This is a genomic window from Mesotoga sp. UBA6090 (assembly GCF_002435945.1).
In the GTDB taxonomy this organism is placed as follows: domain Bacteria; phylum Thermotogota; class Thermotogae; order Petrotogales; family Kosmotogaceae; genus Mesotoga.
Genome location: NZ_DIXC01000003.1, coordinates 1 through 25,322, shown reverse-complemented (window position 1 = coordinate 25,322; position 25,322 = coordinate 1). Strand labels below are relative to the sequence as shown.

At 46.8% G+C, this 25,322-nt stretch carries 19 protein-coding genes and 2 tRNA genes; 13 read left to right on the top strand and 8 right to left on the bottom strand.

Going from position 1 to position 25,322, the window contains the following annotated elements; translation table 11 throughout:
• Positions 1-73 precede the first annotated feature (73 nt).
• From B3K42_RS00425 to B3K42_RS00415, 3 genes are read left to right on the top strand one after another with little or no spacing between them, the layout of a single operon-like run.
• Positions 74-3,151, top strand: coding sequence for a PD-(D/E)XK nuclease family protein (locus tag B3K42_RS00425; protein WP_292596197.1), 3,078 nt, complete (start codon positions 74-76; stop codon positions 3,149-3,151).
• Positions 3,132-6,056, top strand: coding sequence for a UvrD-helicase domain-containing protein (locus B3K42_RS00420; RefSeq protein WP_258367316.1), 2,925 nt, complete (start codon positions 3,132-3,134; stop codon positions 6,054-6,056). The genes B3K42_RS00425 and B3K42_RS00420 overlap by 20 nt, the downstream gene beginning before the upstream one ends.
• Positions 6,046-6,768: a PH domain-containing protein gene (locus B3K42_RS00415; protein ID WP_110990630.1), complete on the top strand. Its 723-nt coding sequence runs from the start codon at positions 6,046-6,048 to the stop codon at positions 6,766-6,768. Before B3K42_RS00420 ends, B3K42_RS00415 begins: the two co-directional genes overlap by 11 nt.
• 11 nt (positions 6,769-6,779) lie before the next feature.
• On the opposite strand, the gene B3K42_RS00410 is transcribed toward B3K42_RS00415, so the two are convergent.
• Both B3K42_RS00410 and B3K42_RS00405 read right to left on the bottom strand, forming a co-directional pair.
• A tRNA-Arg gene (locus B3K42_RS00410) sits at positions 6,780-6,856 on the bottom strand.
• Between the two features lie 15 nt (positions 6,857-6,871).
• A tRNA-Ser gene (locus B3K42_RS00405) sits at positions 6,872-6,961 on the bottom strand.
• A gap of 455 nt (positions 6,962-7,416) precedes the next feature.
• On the opposite strand from B3K42_RS00405, the gene B3K42_RS00400 reads away from it, so the two are divergent.
• The 4 genes from B3K42_RS00400 (at position 7,417) to B3K42_RS00385 (ending at position 9,825) form a co-directional block, all read left to right on the top strand.
• On the top strand, positions 7,417-7,884 hold the full coding sequence (locus tag B3K42_RS00400) for a GNAT family N-acetyltransferase (protein ID WP_110990628.1): 468 nt from the start codon (positions 7,417-7,419) through the stop codon (positions 7,882-7,884).
• 220 nt (positions 7,885-8,104) lie between these two features.
• The gene (locus B3K42_RS00395; RefSeq protein ID WP_258367315.1) at positions 8,105-8,389 is read left to right on the top strand and encodes a DUF2905 domain-containing protein; all 285 of its coding nucleotides are present in this window, start codon (positions 8,105-8,107) and stop codon (positions 8,387-8,389) included.
• 14 nt (positions 8,390-8,403) lie between these two features.
• Positions 8,404-9,441, top strand: a complete 1,038-nt coding sequence (locus B3K42_RS00390) for an L-threonylcarbamoyladenylate synthase (protein WP_110990627.1) — start codon at positions 8,404-8,406, stop codon at positions 9,439-9,441.
• 27 nt (positions 9,442-9,468) lie between these two features.
• Entirely contained in the window at positions 9,469-9,825 is a 357-nt protein-coding gene (locus B3K42_RS00385; protein ID WP_110990626.1) for a hypothetical protein, read from the top strand.
• A 1-nt stretch (position 9,826) separates the two neighbouring features.
• Here the strand turns inward: B3K42_RS00385 and B3K42_RS00380 are convergent, their stop codons facing one another.
• The 4 genes from B3K42_RS00380 to B3K42_RS00365 all read right to left on the bottom strand — a co-directional run bounded on the left by B3K42_RS00380 (position 9,827) and on the right by B3K42_RS00365 (position 15,174).
• Entirely contained in the window at positions 9,827-11,254 is a 1,428-nt protein-coding gene (locus B3K42_RS00380) for an HD domain-containing phosphohydrolase (RefSeq protein WP_258367312.1), read from the bottom strand.
• A gap of 80 nt (positions 11,255-11,334) precedes the next feature.
• Complete coding sequence (locus B3K42_RS00375; protein WP_292596192.1) at positions 11,335-12,384, bottom strand: P1 family peptidase; 1,050 nt, start codon at positions 12,382-12,384, stop codon at positions 11,335-11,337.
• The gene (locus tag B3K42_RS00370) at positions 12,339-14,513 is read right to left on the bottom strand and encodes an ABC transporter permease (protein WP_292596190.1); all 2,175 of its coding nucleotides are present in this window, start codon (positions 14,511-14,513) and stop codon (positions 12,339-12,341) included. The genes B3K42_RS00375 and B3K42_RS00370 overlap by 46 nt, the downstream gene beginning before the upstream one ends.
• Complete coding sequence (locus tag B3K42_RS00365; protein WP_110990623.1) at positions 14,506-15,174, bottom strand: ABC transporter ATP-binding protein; 669 nt, start codon at positions 15,172-15,174, stop codon at positions 14,506-14,508. The genes B3K42_RS00370 and B3K42_RS00365 overlap by 8 nt, the downstream gene beginning before the upstream one ends.
• A gap of 124 nt (positions 15,175-15,298) precedes the next feature.
• Here B3K42_RS00365 and B3K42_RS00360 point away from each other — a divergent pair, with 124 nt between their 5' ends.
• From B3K42_RS00360 to B3K42_RS00335, 6 genes are all read left to right on the top strand, one after another.
• A complete protein-coding gene (locus B3K42_RS00360; protein ID WP_110990622.1) occupies positions 15,299-15,868 on the top strand; it encodes a 5' nucleotidase, NT5C type in 570 nt (189 codons plus the stop codon).
• Positions 15,869-15,888: 20 nt separating this feature from the next.
• Positions 15,889-18,390 carry an alpha-amylase family glycosyl hydrolase gene (locus B3K42_RS00355; protein WP_110990621.1) on the top strand — a complete coding sequence of 834 codons (2,502 nt, stop codon included), beginning with the start codon at positions 15,889-15,891 and terminating at the stop codon, positions 18,388-18,390.
• 42 nt (positions 18,391-18,432) lie between these two features.
• A complete protein-coding gene (locus tag B3K42_RS00350; RefSeq protein ID WP_110990620.1) occupies positions 18,433-18,768 on the top strand; it encodes a DUF4258 domain-containing protein in 336 nt (111 codons plus the stop codon).
• Positions 18,769-18,862: 94 nt separating this feature from the next.
• On the top strand, positions 18,863-20,434 hold the full coding sequence (locus B3K42_RS00345; protein WP_110990619.1) for a tetratricopeptide repeat-containing diguanylate cyclase: 1,572 nt from the start codon (positions 18,863-18,865) through the stop codon (positions 20,432-20,434).
• Between the two features lie 14 nt (positions 20,435-20,448).
• Positions 20,449-22,011, top strand: a complete 1,563-nt coding sequence (locus tag B3K42_RS00340) for a tetratricopeptide repeat-containing diguanylate cyclase (protein ID WP_110990625.1) — start codon at positions 20,449-20,451, stop codon at positions 22,009-22,011.
• Between the two features lie 743 nt (positions 22,012-22,754).
• The gene (locus B3K42_RS00335; RefSeq protein WP_110990618.1) at positions 22,755-23,591 is read left to right on the top strand and encodes an MBL fold metallo-hydrolase; all 837 of its coding nucleotides are present in this window, start codon (positions 22,755-22,757) and stop codon (positions 23,589-23,591) included.
• A 521-nt stretch (positions 23,592-24,112) separates the two neighbouring features.
• On the opposite strand, the gene B3K42_RS00330 is transcribed toward B3K42_RS00335, so the two are convergent.
• The gene (locus tag B3K42_RS00330) at positions 24,113-24,451 is read right to left on the bottom strand and encodes a DUF86 domain-containing protein (RefSeq protein ID WP_110990616.1); all 339 of its coding nucleotides are present in this window, start codon (positions 24,449-24,451) and stop codon (positions 24,113-24,115) included.
• Positions 24,448-24,747: a nucleotidyltransferase family protein gene (locus B3K42_RS00325; RefSeq protein ID WP_110990615.1), complete on the bottom strand. Its 300-nt coding sequence runs from the start codon at positions 24,745-24,747 to the stop codon at positions 24,448-24,450. The genes B3K42_RS00330 and B3K42_RS00325 overlap by 4 nt, the downstream gene beginning before the upstream one ends.
• Positions 24,748-25,322: the final 575 nt, after the last annotated feature.

Below are 25,322 nucleotides of genomic sequence, written 5' to 3'. Positions count from 1 at the left end.
ACTTCCGGAATCCAGTCGCTCTTTGCCTGCACTGCTTTGTGGGTGATAGAATCTTACCAGTGGGAGGAGATCTATGAGAATCACGCTTTTCATCGGGCCTTCGGCCTCCGGAAAAACAGAAAGAATGCTTCAAGAGCTAGAGGCAGTACACAGGAAAGACCCGTTTTCCTATTTTTTTGTTGGTCCTTCCGGCGATCATGTCAGATATTTCAGAGAAAGCTTCATCTCAAGAGTTGGAACGATTCCCGCTTCCAGATTTCTTGCGATGGATCAGTTTGCCGTCGAGCTTTTCAGCACACTTAATCCGGCATCGTTCCATGTGGGAAACCATCTGATAAGGATGGAGATTGGGGATATTCTCGATCAAATTGGAAGAGGGGAACTCGCTGATTCGCCGGTATTCGTCGACTATCTGCTTGAAATGGTGCACGATGTAAAGGAAAACGGTGGTTTTGGAGAGATATTCTCTGAAGACGATGAGGTGTCGGCGATTCTCAAGTCAATCTATGTCGAGCTCCAAAACAGATTGTCAAAGAAGGGCATTTTTGACACTTTCGATGCTTACACTCAAATCGATGACTGCGAAAGGGATCTCAGATCCGGGGAGTTTGGCAACTACTTATTCCTTGATGGGTTCCACGACTTCAGTCACGCTCTTAAGCATTTCTTCAAGGCCGTAATTCCAGCTTATGACGAGGTTTTCATCACCGTTCCCCAAGAGCCCGGAAAGGAGTTCCTGTTTTCGAATATCGATTCGATTCTGGAAACGGTAGATGAAATAGGCGAGAATCTACCCGAACTGGAGATCAGAAGGATTTTTTTCGAGAAGACGCCACCTTCCGGCGGATTCGAGAGTTTCAAGGACTCTCTATTCTCATCCTCAAGCGCGAAGCAAGCCTGCGAGTCGGTCGATGTAGTTGTTTACCCCGATATCTTTGCGGAGATTGAGGGCATATCAAGGTTTGTGAAGTCCTTGCTCATATCTGGGTACGAACCGGGCGACATTTCAGTTGTAGCTTCGGACTTCTTCGCTTACAGAAAACTGCTTTCGGGAAAGCTCCGGGAATATGGAGTTCCCAGCAGAATTGAAGGTGATGAGCAGCTCTACTCCTCGCTCTCGGTCAGAAGGTTGATTCTTCCTCTAGAGACTGCCGTTCTGGGTTTCCCGCCTGAGAAGATCATCGCAATGGGCGACTGCGGTTATGGAGGAGAAATCGATTCGAGATTTCTTGAGTCCGTGTCTTCAATGTCTAGAATAATATACGAGAGGGCAGGTCTCAGGCTCTCGCTCCAAAAGAGAAGACTCTCCTGGCAGGAACACCTTGGAAGGCTTGTTCATCACATTGAAGCGAGGCGCGAGGCCATAATCTCACTGGCCGAGGATGAGCTTGAACTGAGAGCTGCGGAAGAGCTCGCAGGGATCGTTGAACGTATTAGGGGTGATCTCCTGCCCGCCATTGAGAAGATTTTCGCCGTTCTTGAACCTTTCAGAAGCTTGAGAAAGAGGGCTGTGGAAAGTTATCGTGAAATGCTGATAGCCTGGGAGAGGGAACTCTCACTGACAGATACCTTCAATGAGTATCAGGATGATTTGCAGGAGCAAGAATTCGCGGCAGTCAGAAGACTCTTTGATCATTCTCTCACCGATCTCGAGAAACTCCTCAAGTTCATGGGCAAGGAGCTGATCTCTCCGCAGGAGTACTACCGGTATCTGATGCTTGTGCTCAGGCATGACAAATTCCCTCTTTCGAGGAGCAAAGCAAACAGAGTCGAAGTGCAATCGCTGATAAATTCGCGCTTTGCGAAGAAGAAGATCAAGCTGTTTGCCGGCTTCGTGGACGGCGCATACCCTCATGTCAGTTTGAATCCATTGTACAGTTTCACCCAGTTTGGAGAGATCAAGCCCAGGGACCTTCTTCTGGATGAGGAGATGCACCAGAGACTGAATCTACACATATCAGTAAGTTCTGCACTTGAGTCTGTAAGGTTTACTCTGCCCGAATCAACGGTTGACGGCGAACCAATTCTTCCATCTCCTTACCTGAAGAGTGTTTTGGAGAGTTCGGGGCGTGAAATCGTTCGGGAAGGGAGAATGGCCGGCAAAAGATTCGGATATATTCCGGAACTGGGATCATCGATGAGTGAATCAGAGCTGAAGATTGCGGCAGCAAGACTGTTCAGAAGCGAAGCATGGAACGAGCTTAAGGAATTTGGGCCACTGAAACCGCTCGATTCAATCCTTTCCCATTTTGGAAGAGAGTTAAGCTGGTCTATCGAAAAGACAGGAGACCTCGGCAGGATCGTCGGCAAGGTTTTCTCATTCTCGCGTCTGAAGTCTTACGACGATTGCCCATTTTCATTCTTTCTTTCCTACATTGTAGGTCTCGATGTCTCTTTGGAAAGGATTTTTGAGCTGACAGCCCTCGATGAGGGAAACATTTTCCATTCCGTTCTTAGAGATTTCTTTTCCGGAAAGACCAAGGACTGGCAGAGTTCTCTATCCGAGAATATCTCCAGACACCTGATGCACGACAGCAAGGTAGTCTTTCGGTTTGAATTCGAAAGGCTTAAAGAGATTCTCAGAGACTACATTACGGAAAGAGAATCCAAAAAACCGAACTTCATGCAGGGAGATTTCGTTCCTTTCGCTTTCGAGAAAGCCTTCGGAATTGGAGATACGAAACCCGTAGAACTGCAGTCTGACTTCTTCTTGAGAGGCAAAATCGATCGACTTGATCTCGATGAATCGAGCCGCGCAATGTATCTCATAGATTACAAAAGAGGCGACAGCGGTGACGAGAAGCAGCTTCTCCTGTATTCAATCGTTGCGGACAGGCTCTTTCAAGAGAAAGGATACTATGTTGCAGGCGGGGTTTTCAAGACACTGATCGGAAGGGTAGTCAACAAATCTGCCTTCAGAACGATTTCTTCAGACGAAGAGAAGTCCTGGGAGTTTGCGAACAAGAGAAAAGCAGAAAGAATCGTTAGAGAGTCTCAGCTTTTTGAATGGCTCCGGAAGATAACCGAAGGAATCTATTCGGGCAGATTTCCGCCCTCGTTCATCCGTTCTTCGAACCAGTGCTACAACTGCAAATTCGCAGCTGTCAAGAGAGCGATCACCTGGAGGGAAGGTGAGTCAGAGAGTGAATAGCGACATGTTTGTCACCGCTTCTGCCGGTACAGGAAAGACATATACACTGGTTAAGGAGTATGTCGGGGTATTTGAAAGAGCATTCAGGCTTGGCGAGCAGCTCGATGTCCACAACGTGGTTGCAATTACCTTCACCAATAAGGCTGCAAGAGAAATGAAGGACCGTGTAATAAGCGAATTTGATCTCAGGATCTCTCACGCTGAGCCGGGCAAATGGAAGTTCTTGAGAAGCAAGCTCTCATACGCCTGGATCTCCACCATTCATTCTTTCTGCGAAAGGATACTGAGGGAGTGCGCCCTCTTCGCGGGAATCGATCCGGGATTTCAGATTATCAACGGAATGAGGAGATCTTCTCTTGAGGAAAAGGTTGTAAGGACCTACTTCGAAGAAAACCTGGAATCCATTGAGCCGCTCATTCGGCTGATGGGACTCGACAAGGCGTTTAAACTGATGAAAGATGCATTGTCGAGGGAGAGGCACTCATTCTATCTTAACCCCTCTCCCGTTGAGTATTCAGGCAGAGATCTGGGCTCGGATGCCGAAATAATCATCGACGGTTCGAAGTCATTCGCGGAATCTTACAGGGCAATTCTGTCTGATTACGAAATGAGAACTACGGGTTTCGGGCTCCTGGACTTCGATCAACTCCTGACCAGAACGAGAGATCTTCTGCTGAAAATGCCTGATGTGCAACAGAAGTACAGCAATCGGTTTAGATACATCTTTGTTGACGAATTTCAGGATACAGATGAGCTTCAAAACGAAATAATCAGATTACTCAAGGCCGAGGGCAAGAACAATGTCTTCTTCGTAGGAGATGCCAAGCAATCCATATACCGTTTCAGAGGAGCCGATGTATCGGTCTTCAACAAGACAATGGAGACCTTCAAAAGAAGCGGAGCGGGTGTCAAGAATCTCCGAATCAATAGACGCTCACATCCCGACCTTGTCTCATTCCAGAACAGATTTTTCAAGAGAGTGATGCAAGAGAACCCTGAAGGCCAATTCTTCCGTTCAGTTTATGAAGAAGACGTCGAATCGATCCCGTATGAAATTGATACTAACGCCTCAAGAGTGAGAATAATTGGCAGCGAGACCTCGGACGACTCAAAAGGAGTGGCAAAGTCTATAAGGGCGCTTCTCGAAGAGGAAATTGTTTTCAGAAACAAGTCAGGAGAATGCGTAAGGCGTCAAATAACTCCTGGAGACATTGCTATCCTCTTGAGAACGTTTTCCAGAGTCTCGAGTTACGAAGGAGCTCTCGAAGAGATGAATATTCCCTTCTACACCATCGGCAGCAGAAATTTCTACGAAAGGCCGGAGGTAACCGGTCCCCTATCCTGGCTTGATCTCCTCGTCGATCCCTTGAATGACAACAATCTCGCGTCGTTCTTGCTATCACCGGCCTTTGGAGCTACACTGGATGAAATGCTCTCGCTGAGGGCCAGACAGGACATGAGACGTGTTCCGCTGTATTTCGTTCTGCAGGAAAGCAACGATGAAAGATTTGGCCAGGTGAAGGAGTTGCTCGATAGATTCGGGAAGCTCAAGCATATACTCTCCCCGAGCGATATTCTCCAGAGATTTGTTGATGAAACGGAGTATCTGGCAAAGCTCGCGACACTTAAGTCCGGCGAGAGAATGATTGCCAACGTGAAGAAGCTTATTGAGCTAGCTCAGGACCTTGATAGAATGGGTAGTTCGCTTCGCGAGCTTTCCTCAAACATAAGGGCGTTTGTCGACTCGAGCGATGAATCTGAAGCTACTCTCGAGACAGAAGAGTCAGACAGCGTCAAGATACTTACTGTTCACAAGTCGAAGGGACTGGAATTTCCCATTGTTGTAATTGGCGACATGTACTGGAAAAAAAGAAATTCCAGTAAGCGGCTCTTCTTTGATGAGAAGGGATTTCTCATAACGAAGAGTAAGCCTGACAGAGATGAAGAGGGCCGAATTGGACGACTGGCCAGACAAGAAGAGGAAAAGGAACTGGAAGAAGAGAAGCGGACACTTTACGTTGCCTTATCACGGGCACGTGAAATGCTTATCCTTAGCTTAAACGGGAAAGGAGACTCTTCACGCCCGTGGTCAATTTTGCTTTCAGGATCTCTGCTCGAGCCGGAAAGCGGCGAGATAAACAGTTACTTGAAGGAAATAGCCGAACCGTTCTTTCCAGGGGAATTTGCTTCCCTTGAGGACAAATCCTCCAGAACTGAATTCTCATTACCGAAAATCACTTCGGTAATGCCGGTTGCCGATTCCTCTTACATCAAATACCTCTCCCCGACCTTCATAACTTCTGACTACGAGGCCGAGTTCGAAACTGAATCAGATGCCGGAAGTCCGGACCTCGTTAAGCGAACGGCAAATATCGGGTTACTGGCTCACAGCATCCTGGAACCGCTGGGAATGAAAAGCATTCAAGGACTTCCCCTAACTCTGAAATCGATCATCGATGGAGGAAGGCCAATCTCTGTTGACAGGGTTAGCTTCAGCGACGATGATCTGACTGAAGTGAAGAGAGTTCTCTCCGGACTGGTCCACCATCAAATCATCAAGGAAATTGAAGATTCGGAAAGAGTGTTAAGCGAATTCCACTTTCAACATGGGTTTGGGAAGTATGTTTTGATCGGAATTGTTGATAAACTATACTTGAAGGACGGAAAGTGGAGGATCGTAGATTTCAAATACGCGAATTGGAGTTTCGGATTCATCGAGAAGTACCGATTCCAGATGCGGTTCTACCTCTACATTCTCAGAGATCTCTTGTCCCCCGTTGAAGCGACACTGCTCTTTCTCAAAGACGGAAAGGAAGAGAAGATTGTACTTGAAGATCAAGAGAGCTTCGAGGCGGAACTCCTTCAAATGATCTCAAAAGTCGGAGGCGATACGAATGAACCTTAAACCAACACGTCGCTCTTTTATGATCAGGTACTTTATCTACCCTTACTATTTCCTTCTGGGAATCGTTTTCTATCTGAATTTTGATCTGTCGGGCATAGACGGAAACAATCGCCTTTTTCTTATAGGAATCTGGATAGCCTTGACAGTAGTTCCAGGAATTCTACTGGCTTTCTCCCGAAGGAGATTCGGCTGGTTCTTCTGGCCGGCGCTTTTGAATGCTGCCGGCTGGTTGATAAGGTACGTTTTCCCCGAGAAGACCTACAATGATCTCAAGCCGCTGTTCGACAACGGGCCGGTCCTTCTTTTCATTGTTGCAGGGCTGCTCGGTGTCGTCTTCGTGGAGATTTACAGGACATCTTTCAAGTACGATCTCAGCGATGCCGGAGTAGAGATTACCCACGGAATGTTCAGCGCAAACTCTCATATGATTGTTGCCAGACACATTACGAACGTCATGCTAAAGAGAAACTTCTTCGAACTCATAATGGGAGTTGGTCACGTGATTCCTGTAACCTCGTCTGGAATGGGCTCAGGAGACAGAGGGGTGATGGGCGGCTTTACGACCGATGCGGGTACTCAGAACCTTCGTGGGGGAGCCTTTGTGGGAAGCGTCAGCACTGAAAAAGAGTTTGTTGCAAACCCGGCAAACTGCATATACGGCATATCGAAACCGAAAGATGTAATGGAGAAATTAAAGGAAATGGTTTTATAAAGAAAGATTAATGGCGTGCCCGGGGCGATTTGAACGCCCGGCCTCCAGATCCGCAGTCTAGCGCTCTATCCAGCTGAGCTACGGGCACCCATAAACAATATAATGGCGGAGAGAGAGGGATTCGAACCCTCGGAGGGTATAAACCCTCACGTGCTTAGCAGGCACGCGCCTTCGGCCTCTCGGCCATCTCTCCACCCTACAGAGTTCATTCTATCATGGTGAGGTTGCGGTGTCAATACAACTTAAGTTCTGAAAGGCTCTTCAAAAGACACTGGTTAAGCGTTTCACAACTCTCCTATCTCATCTCTTTAGTTTGGATCACTGCAATAAGCGGTTCGGTTTTTCCGCCCGAGGACCATCTGTTTGAAGGGATCGAGCCAGCTTCAGTTCAGAAAAAAGCTGGCAAAAATGTAGTCGAATCTTTCGATGTAAAGGTACAATCATTGCAGGAGTTTCGTCCAATGGGCTTGTTTGCCTGATGAGTCTGTGCATGTCGCTTTTCAACACCGATCGGTTATCAGTAAGGAGGGATGTTTTTGGGACAGAGGTTGAAGTGGATTTCGTAATTCGGGACGAAGTGATTGCTTTTGCTCATTGTTCAATGCAATAATCGCTTTGAGCAAACGATGATGAAGGAGTGTAAACGGATTGACGATAAGAGAAGTTGAACCAAGAGATGTCGCAGGTCTCATGGATATCATTGTCGATATCGGATGGTTCAAGGGCAAGGGTCTTGAAGAGGAAACATACTTGAAGAGAATTGAAAAGATGGTTCAGTGGAGTGTGGAGAGAGACGATCACCTCATTCTCGTTGCTGAAGACGAAGGCGAGTTGACAGGATACGCCAGCGTGCATTTCATTCCTTATCTATTCATGGGCGGAGCCGAAGGTTATGTTGGAGAGTTGTTTGTGAAAACACTCTGGCGGGGAAAGGGTATCGGAGGAAAGCTCCTGAGAAGGGCGGTAAATGAATCCGAGAAGCGAGGCTGCTGCAGGATAAGGCTGATAAACATCAGGTCGAGAGAGTCCTATCGCCGTGGATTCTACTCAAAGCAGGGTTGGCAAGAAAGAACAGACGCTGCCGACTTCATGCTCAGATTGAACGAATCGAATTGAACCGAGCAGACAATGTGCTGCTATGGAGTCGAATCGCTTAGACTTCAAAAACCATGTATATTATTCAGTGTTCTAGAGCTTACGGTCACCTTCCCGCCGCAGCGCGCTCATCTGTGGTCTACCGTGAAAGCCTGCGGCGTACTTTCGCTATCTGGCTTTTTTGAAAGCACTACAAAGTCTCTCGTGTTATAGGATAGTATCGACTTCACGGACGCCCAATTTGCCGATCGGAAAAGGGTCTATAATCTATCTGGAAGGCAAAGAGGTGATTATTCTGGAGTATTTTGAGAAACTGCTGATCAGAATAGGACTTATTTGCATTACAGTCGCGCTTGTTCTATTTCTGCTGCGAAGACTCGGTCTGAACATCGGAAGACTACCGGGAGATATTCACATAAAACGCAGCAATTTCGAATTGTGGTTCCCGATCACTTCCGGATTAATCGTGAGTGTTATAATTACGGGAGCCCTTTGGCTCTGGAGAATTGTCAGAAGATTGTTTTGATCGACGGAGGAAGAATGGATACTGTCTATTTACGGGTGAATTCCGAGAACCCCGATGAAACAAGTCTAAAGAAGGCTGCAGAACTAATCGGGAAAGGCGAACTGGTGGTTTTTCCTACGGAGACCGTATATGGATTGGGCGCGAATACCTTTGATGAAACGGCCATCAAGAAGATTTTTGAGGCAAAAGGCAGGCCCCAGGACAACCCGCTTATAGTACACATTTCCACCATGGAGATGTTGAAAGAAATCGTCTCACAGGATGTTGGCGGTTTTTCGGCTCTGATGGATCTGGTCTGGCCAGGGCCGGTAACGTTGATCTTCGAGAAAAGCAAGGCAATACCTGACTCCGTTACTGCAGGGCTGAAGAGCGTGGCCGTCAGATTTCCTTCCCACCCGGTGGCCCAAGAACTGATACGACTCTCGGGCGTTCCTATCGCAGCACCCAGCGCGAATCTCTCAGGCAGACCAAGCCCTACAATGGAAGAACACGTGATCGAAGACATGGACGGAAGAGTGAGCTGCATTATCCTTTCGGGTCCGACGGTTTTCGGACTGGAATCAACGATTATTGATCTCTCGAGAGGAAGACCTTCCTTATTGAGACCGGGCCCGATCGACCCGGATCAACTGAAGGGAGTTCTTCCAGATCTTCATGTTCCGGAATTTGTTTCGGGCAGAAAAGAGTTTCTTGGTGATCCGGTGTCGCCGGGTTTGAAATACCGGCATTATTCTCCAGACATTCCATTGATACTCGTCGAAGGAGAAACCGGAATGGTTGTCACAAAGGTAGGAATAGTGGCTGGAAGAAAGAAGTCTCTCGTTCTTTGTTCTGAAGAAATGAAGGATTATTATCCCGTTCAGGTCAAGAAGGTCGTTCTCGGTTCGAGAGACAACCTCCTTGAGGTTGCGTCGAATCTCTTCAAAGAACTGAGAAATAAAGAGAACATGAAATACTCTCAGATCATCGCCGAGCCTTTCCCTGAAACAGGTGTGGGACTTGCGATCATGAACAGGTTGAGGAAGGCTGCCTGGAAAATTGAAAGAGCTTAGAATTCCGACTCGGGGAGAGTGGTCAGTTTGAAAAGAAAACTCAAGAATCTTTCGGGAGAGATCTTCGTTGTACTGGGAACAGTTCTCGTAGCACTGGCTTTCTACCTCGTCTTTACCTGGGGCGACAGGGCCGTGACTATGATTGAAATAACCGTGGTCGAGAAAGTTGACAATTCCGAAGCCGGAAAATCTGATTACAGAGTGACGGCAGATACCGGAGAGGAATTCGTGATTCAAAACGCCGAAAGCCAGGGCTTCTATGCTGCTTCAAGGGTCTTCAAGATGCTTGAAGTAGGAGGAACCTATCAGGCACTTGTGACGGGAAGAAGAATACCGATTCTTGGTATGAAGAGAAATATCATCGAGGCGATTCCCTCTCCATGATCTACTCGAAAGAGAATCCTTCTTCCAGTAAGCCGACACAAGCTCTCGTAACCGAACCATCGTAAAGAGTACCTGCTCCGGAAGTGATCTCTTCTATTGCCACCTCTATTCCAAGTGCCGGCCTGTAGGGTCTGTGCGACGATATCGCTTCGACAACATCTGCCACAGCGATTATTCTGGCCGGCAGGAGTATCTCCTCTCGCTTTAGCCCATAAGGGTATCCAGAACCGTTTAGCCTCTCATGGTGTTGAATCACGTAGTCGGCGATCGGAAAATCAAACTCAATTTCCTTTAGAACTTCATAGCCAAGCCGAGAGTGCTCTTTGACCATCTCAAACTCTATATGATTGAGTCTTCTGGGTTTGCTTAGAATCTCGGAAGGAATCCAGAGTTTCCCGATATCGTGGAGAAGGCCACTCATCCTTATGTTCTCGCAAAGTCTATCTTCGAGTCCCATTCTCCTGGAAATTGCGGCTGCCAGAAGCCCCACTTTTCTCTGATGCCCCGCAGTGTAGGGATCTCTGATCTCCACGATTCTAGAAAGCGCATTAATTGTGCTTGAGAAGGTGGCCTCGAGTTTCTTCTTACTCTCCTCGGCCTCTCTTCTCGCGACCCTAAGATCGGTGACGTCTGAGATGAAGCCTTCGACGAACACTTCGCCCCCATTTTCGCCGGCAACTACCTTTCCCCTTTCAAGAACGTACTTCACGTGACCCGACTTGGTCACTATCCTGTACTCTATCTCGTAGGGATCGCCCGCTGCAAAGGACTCCTGGATTAGGTCCCACACCATCTCCCTATCTTCGGCATATATCAGATCCGAGTAAGAAAGTTTCTTGCTTCCAATAATCTCTTCTGGGCGGTAGCCGGTGAGCTCTATGATCCCTCTACTGACAACTTCCATGGTCCACTCTTTATCGTTTTTACAGCGGAAAGCGATGCCGGGAAGATTAGAAACCAATCTGTCAAGCTCTGGTTTGCTCTCTCCCAGTTTCGCGCAAGCATCGACCGAATCGCTGAGGTCATCATAAACGACTGCAATAACGCCTTCGTTCAGTCTGTAAACCGACATGTCTCTCAAGATATCTATTCTCGAATCCGAGCAGGGCTTCAGACTAATGTGACGGGGAACACCCGTACTATTGACTTCCCTTATCGTGTCTGTGATTCCGAAATCAACGGCGCCCGGAATCACCCGTTCGAACTCTTCTCCAACAAGCTCATCTCTTGAAAGGCGTTCTATTCTGAGTGCGGCGGGATTCGCATTGAGAATAGTACAGCTCCCGCCTTTCGATACACCGCAGAGCAGAATGCCGCTTCTTGCCAGAGAAAAGAGATCACGGTAGCTGGCAGCATCAATAGTGGAACAGCAATCAAGACATGACCGGGAATCTTCCTTGAAATCCGGTCTAGAATTCGAATCGCCCATTTTTCATCTCCAAATCGGTAGATGCTCCGATCATATCATTCTTAGAGTGTCTACAAAATCACCGACGGAACTCTATTTGATCAGAGGTTTGATTGTATCGCACTTCTTAAAGAGTCCACAGAGCCTTTGAATCCAGTCATAGCACCTGAGCAGAGCATCGAATCGACTATGGCTTCGGCGCACGCCCAGACAGCTGCCCTGAATATTTCACTCAGCGTGTTCCCTTCGTTCATTAAGCTCTGCTCGGACAAACTGTACTCTCTGGATGTAGTGAAAGCAAGTGAAATGTCTCCACTTCCATGGTACCCTGGAGCTCCAAGTAGCCCAATCGCAAGATTCATGTGGCGCGTTACTCTCTTCAACTGAAGTGGCATCAAAGGTAAGTCTGTTCCCAGGATCATTATGAGCGATCCTTTCTCCCTATCGGGATCTTGTACTTCGTAACGCAATTCCAGAGAAGGAATTCTAAGGTCGGACGATCTTCCGAAATTCGAAAGAACGAAAACCCCCACGGTGTATTTCCTGCCTCCGAACTCGATGATTCTTGAAGACGAACCGATCCCGCCCTTATAACCAAAGCAGACCATCCCGGTTCCCGCGCCACAGCTGCCGAGCTTGAAATCCTTTTTCGCGTCCCCGACCGCATCGGCAACCATCTCTTCTTTTATCGCCAGCGCTCGAATTTCATTTAGAAAGCCATCGTTGCACTCCATGACGACTACGTTGAGCGACGACAATTCAGGATTACTCTCAAGGGCGAGTCTTACAGCACCCTGATGTACGGCTCCAATTGAAAGTGTGTTGGTCAAAAAGATATCGCTCTCGATTGTCCCGAGTTCTTCTATCTGAATGAGGCCCATTGACTTTCCATAACCGTTGAAGACGCTGGAAGCTGCTGGGATGGGTCTTTCATATACGGAAGGAATCCTTATGACGCTTATTCCCGTACGCAGACATCTCGGTGAATCCTCAGTCAAAGTGTAATGCCCGACTCGTATTCCCTCAAGATCGGTGATCTTGTTCAAAGTCCCCGTTTCATACCCGTCTCCCGGGCGAGCGAGCTCTCTAAATCTCATCTCTTCACCTATCTTTCGATAATTGATATTGGATCCTGTTTCGAAATCAAGCATCTTGCCGTGATTACTCCGACCAAGAGAACAATGACGGTCATTACAGAGATTCTGAAGAGTGCCTCGGGAACTACGATCGACGAAACATACAGCCCCTGTAGAAAGACGGATCTAAAAATCTGCCAGCAGACCGTTGCCAGAAGATATCCAATTGCTGCACCTGTAAAAAGAACCAATAAAAGTTCTCCGAAAAAGAGAAGACCAATCTCGTCTCTCCTCTGTCCCAAAATGTTTCTGATTGATATCTCACTCCGTCTTGCCAAGGTCACCCTTGTAACAGTAACCACGCCGATTATTATGACGACGAAGAACTGAAGATAGATGATAATCGAGGAAATCAACTCCATGAACTGTGCCTCGGCCCGGATCTTCGACTCGAAAGTCTTCCTGTCTACTACTTCCACCTGACCGATCTCCGAGGCGAAACGTCTGATTTCTCCTGCAAGATCACGGTCGTCGTATAATACGAGGAGACCGTCAGATTCTATTCTGTCTTCCACTAGAACACCAGCGAGACTTTCGAGACTTGGCAGAACCTCCATCGAAGAGTAATCCAACCCCCTGACAGAACCATTGACAATCAAGTCGAAAAGACCCCTGCTAACATATAGCGTACCGGCCGCCGGCTCTTCGTCGAATATCGAGAGAAGTCTCGAATGCTCAGTAGATACAACTGGAATGAAGAGTTTCGTGGTGCCGAACATAAGCTTCACATCCGAGTCGAGAAGATCGGCAGGAAGGACAGCCGTTGACTTCGATGAAATTTCTTCGGGAAGCCTTAGCTCCTCCAATTCCGAGGTCTGAATATAAGAACATCGATCGAACAACCAGCCGCTGTCTCGAACAGTGTCCGTCAATGAAGACAGAAGCGAACCAAAAACAGTCACTAGCACGGCAAACGCGATGATGTTCACAAAAAGAGATCTGTAGCCGTCGCTTCTCAGAGGAAATTGGAGCCAGGGCAAACCGACATTCCTGAATCTGTTCTTAAGCAGACCGACTCTTTCTTCAGAGCTCTTCAGAAGACCGACGAGATCTCTTCTCAGATGTCTCCCTATCAATATCTGAGATAGAACAATCGTGGTGAACGGTATGATTAACGTGCAAATAGACGAGACGTTGCTGTCGCCTATATAAAGACCATTGGGCGTGAAGAAGCGATCTTCGAATAGTGAAAGAACAGCTCCACCAGCAAGGAGGCCCAGGATCCAGCCAGCAATTCCCTGATAAAGCGACTCCAGAAAGAGTCTTACCTTCAGACTCCCTGGAGAATGCCCTATGGCGGCAAGAATAGCATACTCCTTTCTTCTTTCACGAATGCTTACCGAATTAAGCATTGTAAGAGCAATTATGAAAACCAGAGCGACAAAGAGATTTGTCAACAAGACTCCCAAATAGTAACTTGCGTACTGCCTCTCAAGGGTCTCCCGGGAAGAAACAGGTCCTTCAATCGAAACTGAGAGTTCTTCTCCGATGATCCTTGATCTCAGCTCGTTTTCAACTGCTATTAGGAACCCATCTTCAGCGAATACCAGGAAGCCAAACGATCCCTTGCCCCTCGAAATTCCCGACGGCCCCAGTCCAAATACCGAGGATCCTTCCAGAGATGCGACCACTGTATATAGACCTACGCTCGACATTTCGGAGATTTCCTCATAGACATTTTCCAGATCTACTCCTGAGGCTCTTAGAAATGAATCGGAGACAATGATTTCATTTGTCCCTGGGGAAAATACCGTCCCTTCTGAGATGTAGGCATTGCTCTCGCGCAGCATCCGAGATATCTCCGTTTGCTTGATTCCATAAACAGGGAAATTGGCTCTTGCACTTCCGAAAAGGTTGTAGCCGAGATAGGCTATATCTACCGGAATAACATCTGAAAGACCAAATACGTCTTGAAAAACCTCGATGAGACTGCTGTCAATTGACTCGTCTCTCCCGCTTTCAGAGAGATACTGTACCGTAATCCAGCTTTCGTTGATCTTTGATATCCTGCTTCTCGTCTCTCCGAAGGACAGAAAGATTGAGCTAATCACAAGGCTCATTGATACACCGAGAGCGACAACGAATATGAAGACCAGAATTCTGCCCGGCCTTCTTTTGAGATATAACCACATGTATTTAAGCATTCACACCAACCTCATAGACCTGGCCATTCTCCACTCTGAGTCTTCTTCTGAAATCCCCAATAATCTCAGACGAATGAGAAACGAGTATCAGAGTCGCACCTGACTTCGAGCAATAAGACTTCAGGAGCTCTATTACCCTGCTGCCATTCTCGTCATCAAGGGAAGCTGTCGGTTCATCGGCGAAAACAACTTTCGGACTTGCTATCAATGCTCTTGCCACAGCCACCATCTGACTCTGTCCAAGTGAGAGCTCATACGGGAATCGCTTGAGGAGTTTGTTCAATCCAAGCGCAGTAGTGATTTCTTCGAGCCTCTTTCTTGCTCCTCGTTTTTCTTTCAGGGGGAGCAGAATATTCTCTCTGACAGTTAGGTGGTTTATCAAGAAGTGCTCCTGAAACACAAATCCGAACTCTTTTCGCCTAAGTTCGGCTTTTGCGGAAGGAGTAAGAGCCGTAAGCTCCTTGCCTTCGTATTTGACTTCTCCGCGACTTGGCTCCTTTAGTGTGCTCATAATGAAGAGAAGCGATGACTTCCCCGAACCCGAAGGGCCGAATATCCCAACTTCTTCCCCCTTCTCTATCTTGAGGTCTGTCGATTTGAGCGCCGCCAGAGCCTGCTTCTTCGTCTCATATATCAGTGCGACTTCCTTCAATTCGAACATCCTACTTCCTCCTTTGAGAAAACCTACTGCGATTATCCCACAAACGCTCCGTACTGGAAAACTTGGCGAAAGAGAAAAAAGAGGTAATAGTTATGATATATACTGTTCTATATGGAGGTGAACGATGAAGATAATGATCGATATAGATGATATTCTTACGGACTTCAATCGGGCCTTTCTAAAAATCGCCCACGAAATGTTTGAAGAGGTACCGCTAGAAGTCGAAGTCAAGGTCTGGGATTTCTGGAAAAGCGTCCCCAACCTCACGCTTGAGATGGAAGAAAAGGTGTGGGAAGTCATAAGGAATACAGAAGATTTCTACGAATCGCTGCCTCCATATGCTTCGGGGGAAGACTTAATGAGGCTTGGCGTTTTGATTGCCGAAGGTCGTCACGAATTCTATTTTATTACATCCAGATTCCCGACGAAGGGAAGAAACGTTCAGATACAATCTCAGAGATGGATACAGAAGGTGATTGACGAACCGGTATCGGTAATTGTAAGCTCCAGAAAGGGTGAACTATGTGAAGTTCTGGGCATTGAATACGCCATTGATGACGCACCGCATCATATTGAGAACCTGCTCGATCACGGGATCAATACTTACATTTTGGATTGGCCGTATAACAGGCATATCGAACACCGATTGAGAGTCAAGAGCCTTGGGGAGTTTCTAGATAGTATATTGATCTGAAAAATCTGGAGGTGAGAGACATGAAAAAGCTGCTTCTTTCTCTTCTTCTAATTGCTTTTGTGACGATGGCCTGCTTTGCAAGAACTGCCTGGGAGGATCAGATTGTGTATTTCATTATGATAGACCGTTTTTCGAACGGAGATCCGTCCAACGATGACATGGGATATGGAGAGTCCGGCAGCGACAACTCGAGATATAACGGCGGAGATCTCAAAGGAATAATCGACAAACTGGATTATGTCAAAGGACTGGGTGCAACGGCTATATGGATCACCCCTCCTGTTGCCAATCAGTGGTGGAATCCTTGGGTGAACTATGGAGGCTACCACGGATACTGGGCAAGGGATTTTAAGAGAATCGACGAACACTTTGGTGACATTGAGCTGTACAGGAAATTGGTCAAGGAAGCTCACGAAAGGGGGTTGCTGGTGATTCAGGACATTGTCCCGAATCATGTCGGTGATTACTTTCGCTTCGTGAATGGAGAGTTCGAGTTGAACACAGAAAGTATACCGACATCTTCTCCTGAGCAATATCCATTCTCCCTGAACAATTTCGACGACCACGAGACTGATCACATATATCACTGGACGCCGGACATCTCTGACTTCAACGATCAATACCAGAAGCTCAATTATCAGATGTCGGGTCTCGACGACCTTAACACAGAGAATACGGCTGTTGTTTCGGCCCTTAAAGACTCCTTCACTTTCTGGATAGAAGAGGCCGATATCGATGGATTTAGGATCGATACAGTAATCTACGTTCCTCTAGAATTCTGGAACGAGTTTCTGAATGGTGAAGAAGGTATCTACGAAGTTGCCTCCAGGAATGGCAAAACGGAATTCCTTACCTTTGGAGAGGCCTGGGTGAGGAGTGATCCCTTCGACGACAGCGGAGAAATCGTAATTGGGGAGTTCTTTGATGCCGGCATGAACGCAATGCTCGATTTTCCGTTGAACATTGAGCTTAGAAGTGTGTTCAAAGAAGGGAAAGCCACTGCAAATCTAGGATACAGGCTTGAAGTGAGACAGAGCAGACTCGATCAGACCAGGCTCTTAACCTTCATAGATAATCACGATATGGAGCGATTCCTAAAAGGGGGAGGACTTTCGAACCTCAAACAGGCGTTAGCTTTCATCTTCACAATCCCTGGAATTCCGGTGATCTATTACGGTACAGAACAAGGATTCTTCGAGACAAGAGCCACTATGTTCGCCGAAGGCTTTCAGTCCGGCGGAATAGACCATTTTGACACTCAGTCCGAGCTTTACAACTATATAAGGGATCTCTCGAAACTCAGACAGGAGTACCCGGTCTTCAGATACGGAATAATCGAGATCTTGAAATCGGACTCTAACGGGCCTGGAATTTTTGCCTACCGACTCGAACACAACGGCGACAAGGTATTCGTGATAATGAACACTGCAGGTGAAAGAAGAATTCTCGCAAATATGAAAAACGGACTGGAAGAGGGCCAGGTCATCGAGCCGATCTACACGTTCAACTCGCTAGCAAAGGGTTATCCCGTCGAAAGAGAAGGGAAGCTTGTTATGTCAATGAATCCTCGTTCAGTCTACGTGGGAATCGCTTCGGATGAGTCTCGCGAAATTGAGATTCCGAATATTGAGTTCACGGCAGATCTCGAAGATCATCAAAAGATAGACTCAACTTACACTATAACAGGGACCACATCAGGAGCGTCATCGGCAAAGATAATATTCGACACGAAAATTGAAGAAGCTGAAGATATCGAGATCGTAGACGGAAAATGGTCTTACGAATGGGATATATCTAAATTCGATCCGGGAACTCATTCAATTCTATTCAAGATCTACGGTGAGACAAGAAGAGAATCAATCTACAGTAACGACTACACCGTAATACTGGACATCCCTGAATTGCTTCTGGCATCTCTTTCCGATCCCGAAGGCGACGACAGAGGCCCTCAGGGAAGATATGAGTATCCTACAGACATTACTTTCAAGAACCAGATGGATCTTCTCGAGGCGAATCTAAAACAGATAGGGGCTTCGCTGGTCTTGGGAATGAAGATAAAGGACCTTACTGACTCATGGGGACCGCAAAACGGATTTGATCACGTTACATTCCAGATCTTCATAGACGACCCAGACAAGAAGGGCGCTACAGTCCTGCCGTTCCAGAATGCATCCATGCCCGATGGGCTAGACTGGGATTACTTCATCTTCGCAAACGGCTGGTCCATAGTTGCATACTCCGCAGAGGGAAGTGGTCCCGGATCTTTCGGAACTGCCATTTCACCAACTCCCCTGGTCCAGACAAACAAGATGAACAACGAGGTCATTCTGAGGATCGCCGGGGAGACTATCGGAAGGCCAGATGATTTGAAGGGATTCAACATTTACATAACCACCTGGGACTTCGACGGAATCGAAGCAGTTTACCGCGATATCTATCCCGAGCCGAAAAGCTATCACTTCGGAGGAGGAAACAAGGAAGATCCGTATATTATGGATGATATTTTGATCAGGATAGACTAGAAAATTGAGAATAGACCAAAGAGCGGATGTCTGGAGGCAACTATGCTTTTCACTTTAGCCGTGATCTTTGCTGTGATAGTCACTGCACTCCTGATTAAGTACTTAAGCAGGGAAGATGATAGAGAACAGAGCGAGGAAGAGAGGGAGATCACTTTCAGTCAGCATGCGATTCTGAGAATGAATGAAAGAGACATCGAGCCGGAAAGAATATTGAGAGTTCTCGAGGAGGGCCGTAAAGTAGAGATTACCAACTACAACAGAATGAAGATAATGGATGACGAAATTACGGTGATACTTGAGAAGAAGCTTGCCAACTTCGAAGTAATCACGGTATATTGGAATAGTGGCGATCGAGAAACCCCACCGTTTGATGGCTAGTATACAATTCCGATTTCGCTAAGGGAAGGGCGTTCTCGGCTTTTCGCGCTAATTGGAGCTGCAACCTGAGGTTTTTCAGAGGAACGGGGACTATATGGAAGAAAATAAGAACAAAGTTGTCGAGTTGCTCAAACAATACATGTCTACGCCTGAGAACGAACCTTCAAGAGGCATATCATATCTTAAAGAAGCGGTATTCATCCTTAATGGGCAAGGTAAGACACTCGCTGCACATGAGATTTTGGAGAAAGAACTCAGGAAGTTCCACGACAACTCAACAGTAGAGATGGCCATTTTGTTGAATATGATGATTAAACTGAGCGCTCTTGTCGGCGATTTTGCGGGCGCGGTAGAGTATTCGAGAAGGGCTCAGGCAATATGCGAGGCAAAGAATGAAAGAGAACTGCTCACGAAGGTTATTATTAACACTTCGGGACTCTACTTCAAAATGAAGGACTACGATAAGGCATTGATGCATGCAAACAAAGCCCTTCAAATGGCCAAGAGGAATGGTGACGAGATCAATGCCGCCTGCTGCCTGAATAATATCGCCATTATACATGAGAACGGAGAGACAGGAGAATCTGGGATTCCCTATCTTGAAGAGGCAGTGAAGATCAAGGAAAAGCACGGTATGAACGCTGAGCTCCCCAGCAGTTATGTGAACCTTGCCGAACTGTATTACGAATCGGAACGAAAAGCAGAAGCAGCCGAGCTTCTCGAAAAAGCTAGGACAATCGCCAAAGCGAACGAAAACGAGTATGCAATTGTCGAGGCCATGAAATACGAAGCCCGTTTCTTGAAAGGCGAGGGAGATCTCGCCTCGGCTATCAACCTGCTTGAGGAAGTCAGGGAATACCATCAAGAAAACGGAAACAAGACTGAATTGCTGGGAGTATTGAACGATATCTCTTCAGTATATGAGTTGATGGGAGACTCGAAAGAGGCCCTGAACACGTTCAAACAGATCACGGAATTGAGCCGGAGTATTTTCAAGGAAGAACAGGCAAGGTCGATAGCCCAGCTGGAATCATCATTCGAGGCGAGGGAAAAACTCAGGGAAATTAACGACCTGGCCGAGCAAAACAAGAGACTGAGAACGGTCAACGAAGAGATATCGGAGAAAAACAACGAACTCCAGGAAATGAAAGCCAAGCTGGAGGAAATCAATAGGCTCCTGGAAAAGCAAGCGGAGACCGACCCATTGACCGGGCTGTTGAATCACAGGAAGATGAAATCAGTACTGGACAGTGAGATTTCCAGAGCTGAGAGATACGAAACTCCCCTGACCATGATTATGCTTGACCTGGACGACTTTAAATCAATCAATGACTGTTACGGGCATTTGAAGGGCGACGAGCTACTCGCAGCCATCGGGAAACTGATTAGATCATCTATAAGGAAGAATGATTTCGCTTTCAGATACGGTGGCGAGGAGTTTCTCATCCTCCTTCCCTCGGCGGATATGCAAAGGACGACGGAGGTTTACTCAAGATTGAAGGAGTCTCTTCGAGAGCATCTTGAGATAGCTGTCTCTTTCAGTGCAGGTGCGAAGCAGTGGAAAGGTGAGTCCTCGGACGAATTCATTTCCATTGTGGACAAATTGCTCTATGAAGCAAAAGCAAAAGGAAAGGACAGGCTTGAGACAAGTGAAGCGGCTATTTGAGAAAGGTGGATGAAATGGGCCAGACAGATCACGAGAAGAGCTACACTGATTATTACGAGGAATATCTTTCAAAGAATGAGTTGTGTGTCGAGGAAAGGTTGTCGCTTCTCAGAAAGTTCCAGCAAGCTTTGCTTAACTCGGGAGAAACTCTAGTAGCCTTCGAGACTGTAGGCAGAGAACTTGAGAAATTCCGAGGAATGACTTCCCGCGAGCTCGGTCTTACCTACAACGGTATGATAAGAATCAGTTGTCAATCAGGTGAGTTCTCAAAGGCTCTCGAATATGCTTCCGATGCGATTGCCGTCTTCAACGAACTGGAAGATGAAAAGTCGCTGTCGATGGTCTACAACAACATCGCCGGTGTCTACATGAAAATGGAGAATTACGAGAAATCACTAGAATATACAGAAAAGGCGATTAGCCTTGCCGAAAGGGACAACGACGAGCTGTCTCTTGCCAAGTATCTCAACAATAAGGGAATAGCTATTGAGAACATAAAAGAAGACGGTACTGGTGCGCAGTTCATTCGAAAGTCGATTGAAATCAAAGAGAAAAACTCTCTTAAGAGTGCTCTCCCCAATAGCTATATGAACCTCGCCGATATCTTTCTGTATACCGGAAGAGAGGGTGAGGCTATTGATCTCTTAAGGAAAGCCCGTGAGGTAGCAAACGAAAACTGTGATGACTACTCTCTTGCGGATGTTTGCCGCTACGAAGCCGATTACTACAAGGCGACGGGAGACTTGGATTCTGCTTTGGTCTCCCTTGAAAACTCACTAGAATATCACAGATCGAAGGGGAACAAATCGGAAATCCTTCAGAAGCTGAGGGCTATCTCCGAGATCCATGAGGCAAAAGGTGATGTTGAGGGAGCCCTGGAACAATACAGGGAGATGGCAAGATTGAATTCCGAGATATTTAGGGAAGAAGAAGCTAGAGTAATTGCAAAGCTGGGAGCCACCTTTGCCGCTATGCAAAAGCTCAGGGAAATTGAGGACATGGCTGCAAGAAACATAGAGCTTTCAGAAGTCAACAGATTGATCGACAGAAAGAACGAAGAGCTTTTGAAGATGCAAAGTGAATTGAAGTCTGCTAACGAGCTGCTAAAGCAAAGAGCTGAGACAGATCCCTTAACCGGCCTCATGAACCAGAAGAAGATGTTTGAAGTAGTGGAGTACGAAATAAATAGGGCCAAGAGATACGGAAATGCGCTCTCCATTATTATGCTTGACATCGATAACTTCAAGGAGCTCAATGACGGCCTTGGCCATCTGAAGGGAGACGAGATACTCGAAATCCTTTCTTCGCTTATCGTTTCAAAAATAAGGAATATTGACTATGCTTTCAGGTATGGAGGGGAAGAGTTTGTAATACTACTACCTTCCACTGTTCTGGAAGGAGCAATGTCTACGGCGAAAAGAATACGAAACTCGGTTGAAGAAACGGCCGATCTGCCGATAACCTTCAGTGCCGGTGTAACTGAATGGCAGGCTGAATCTGTTCAAGAATTACTGCTGAAAGTTGACAAACTTATGTATCAAGCGAAGAACAAGGGAAAGAACAGAATAGAATCTTAGAGGCCTCCTGACTGAGAGGCACGAAAAAATGTCCGGCTTCACGTGAACTGACCAAACTCATGTTTGTTCAGGAAAGAATCTCCAGGCTTTTCAAAGTGAAATTGGAGAAATATCGATTAATAGAGTGCTGTTTAATGAACTAGCAGACCCTGTCGACAACCTGGCAAGGTTCGTCTGCCTTTCTGGAGAGCATGATGCCAAAGTTTCAGTCGGAAAGCGACGCCTCAACCGGCCTTCATAACCAGTAGATTCCTCACAATAGGCTAGAGAGGCCGCGAAAGAATCGTCGGCTGCACCAAAGAACTCTCAGTGACAATGCTTGATGTATAACCTCGAGACAATTAACGATGTCTTTAAGCAGCTGATAGGCGATGAGTTTGTAAAGGCAATGTCCCGCATACTTGAGTATGACTTGGAAAGATAGTCGGGTCGTCAGATCTGGAAGGAGTCCCTTCTATTGCTGCCTTGAACTGGTTCTGCAGGAGCAATCAAAGTCGATAGAAGGTTTCTGAAGAAACCGAAAGCATTCGACGGCCCTTCCGCGGAGTATTGCAGTGGTCTAGCTCAGCGCTTGAGGAAGAGGCCGACCGATTTTCTTTTAAGAGCAGACGAACTTATGTACAGAGGGAAAGCATTTGAGTAAGCGAACGGAAAAGGAGTAGCTTTTTCATTCATGGATTGTTTTGAACAATTGAGAACTTCAATTTTCGCTCGCTGACGAACCATCAACAAGAGGAGGGAGCATGAGAATAGTATTTCTTGGAACTGCGGCATACGAGGGCCATCCAAATGTGTTTTGTGACTGCGAGAACTGCAGAAGGGTTATGGAAGCCGGTAGTGGTGATTTTCGCCTCACTTCAGCCGTGCATGTTGACGACGATCTGCTCATTGACTTCGGACCGAACATCATGGCCGGAGCTCATAAAGCGGGAGTCACGCTTTTCAATGTCAAGACGCTATTGATAACTCATTCCCATTCAGACCATCTTTATTTGCCAAACTTCGGTTACAGAATGAACAGGTACAACGCTTCATATGATAGGCTTCCTGCATTGAGCGTCCTCGCGAATTCAACGGTTCTCTCAATAATTTCCAGCTCGGTATACTTCGACCCGGACAAGACAGTGCTGATAGAAGCGGAGCCCTACAAGGAAGTCGTGGTAAATGGGTGCAGCATCGTCCCCATACCTGCCATTCACAAAGTTAAGGAGGGGGAGCAGCCCTATGTATTCCTGCTTAAGAAAGGGGGCAGATCCTTCTTTTATGCCACCGACACAGGACCCATTGATGAATCTTCACTGAAGCAGTTGAGAAAGTTTCTTGACGGCCCGCTCGATATTGCCGCAGTAGATTCGACTCTTGGATTCATGAAGGAGGTTATCTTCCCCTATCACCACACTGCGGAACAGGTGATCACTACAATACGCAAAATGAGGGAGATCGGAATCACAGACGACAGCAGTCTGGTAGTAGCTCATCATTTCTCTCACTATCCAAATCCACCTCAAAGAGATCTGGAAGAGTTCTACGGGCGATTCGGAATCTCTGTGGCAAGTGACGGTCTCTTGCTGGATATATAGCTAATGCCTCAGGCGAGATGTTGAATGCAGTTCAGATGACGGAATGTAGCATTTTCAGAATAACCATATGCTGTCATCCTCGTGCTTCTGGCCTGGATCTCGATCTTTGACGCGAAAAACGCGACCTTATTTGCATCCAAGAGCCAGTCTGCTAACGCAGGCCAGTCAGGCTCCGCCTGGCCAGTCTCGCCTTCGTCGAGGCGAGTTCCGACTTCGTCGGGCAAAAAAGCCAACCTTTAGTCAACAGAGAAGCGCCTTTAACAGCGATCAGCGGGTTTTATGCTCTTAAGCGTACAGCGTATCTTAGGGCGTCAGGGAAGGCTCAACGGGATGCCAACCCCTTCACGTCATCTGACAAAGCTCCTGGTAAGAATCTCGATATTCTCGTGAGCGAAGCTAACCTCTCGAATGTGATCTTTCTCCCGTGTTCTTACCCACAACAGACAAGCCACAACAGCTCTCAATGCCTGCGAAGAGATACTGGCAGAAGGGAATGATCCTGGTTAACAGTAGAATATACTTCAGTCGTCAATTATCTTTTGGGCGGCAGTTCTTAAGGGCAGTAACTCTTTTTGAATCGTGTTCCAGACAAGATTCATATTCACCCCAAAGTATTCATGAATCAGTATGTCTCTCATTCCCGCAATGCTTCTCCAGGGGATCTCGGGGTAGTTGTCGGTTATTTCTTTCGGTAGTTTTTTGACTGCCTCGCCAATTATCTTGAGGCTTCTGATTGTTGCCCTGACAGTCTTTTTGTCATTCAGAAATTCGGAAGCGTTCTTGATTTCCTTACAGAAATCGAAAATAAGATCGATTTCAGCTATTATGTCATTGAGATAGTCTGAGTATATGCGCTTCAAATTTCAATGGCCTCTCTCAGGATATTTTCTCCGATTAAAGGTTTCAGAGTGCTTTCATCAACAAGATCTATCTTCACTGACAGGAGGTTCGACAGCTCATTTCTGAGGTCGATGTAGTCAATCAGCGTTAGCTGCGCACTTTCTTCAAAGCGAACAAGAAGATCCAAATCGCTTTCTTCGTTCTGCTCACCACGGGCATAAGAACCGAAGACTCTCAGCGATTCGATTTGATAGCGCGATCTGAAGTAAGACATTTTGTCTTTCAGTACGCTTAGAATCTGATCAAGGCCCTCCATCAGTTCTCACCTCAGAAAAATTATATCATTGCAAGTCATGGCCCAGAAGTCGACAAGAAATTGCAGATAAATGGGGACTCCATTTTTAAATTGTAGTAATGAAGTTCTTCGTTACACCGAGCTAGTAGCTTTGTTCTTCATTCTTGGTCAAAGAGCGCCAGAGAAAAGAGAGGGCGCGACAGAAGAGATGAGATCCCGTACAGGAACACTACGGGATGACAAAGTGAGTGGATTTGGGGGCAGGCTCAACGAGATGACGGTTATGAAGGGGAATTCTCGCTTCTCATAAAGGTAGTGAGCGTCCCAGAATATCCTATCTCGATTGATCTTAACGAAGGACGGGGCCGTGATCTGGGACGGACAACGAAGGACGGATCTTCCAGCGATCAGCGGGTTCACCGCCCCTTCAGCTAGAGATCACTGTTCGTAGTAAATCACTGCTTCGAGATTTTTCTTCACGAAAACATTCTAACTCAACTTTGACAGCAAAAGGGAATAAATCGCAGGAAGAAGCTCTGAAAGGTGCATAAGTTCGTGATAGATATTTGAATCGTCTTTGAAATGCGGTGCCACGT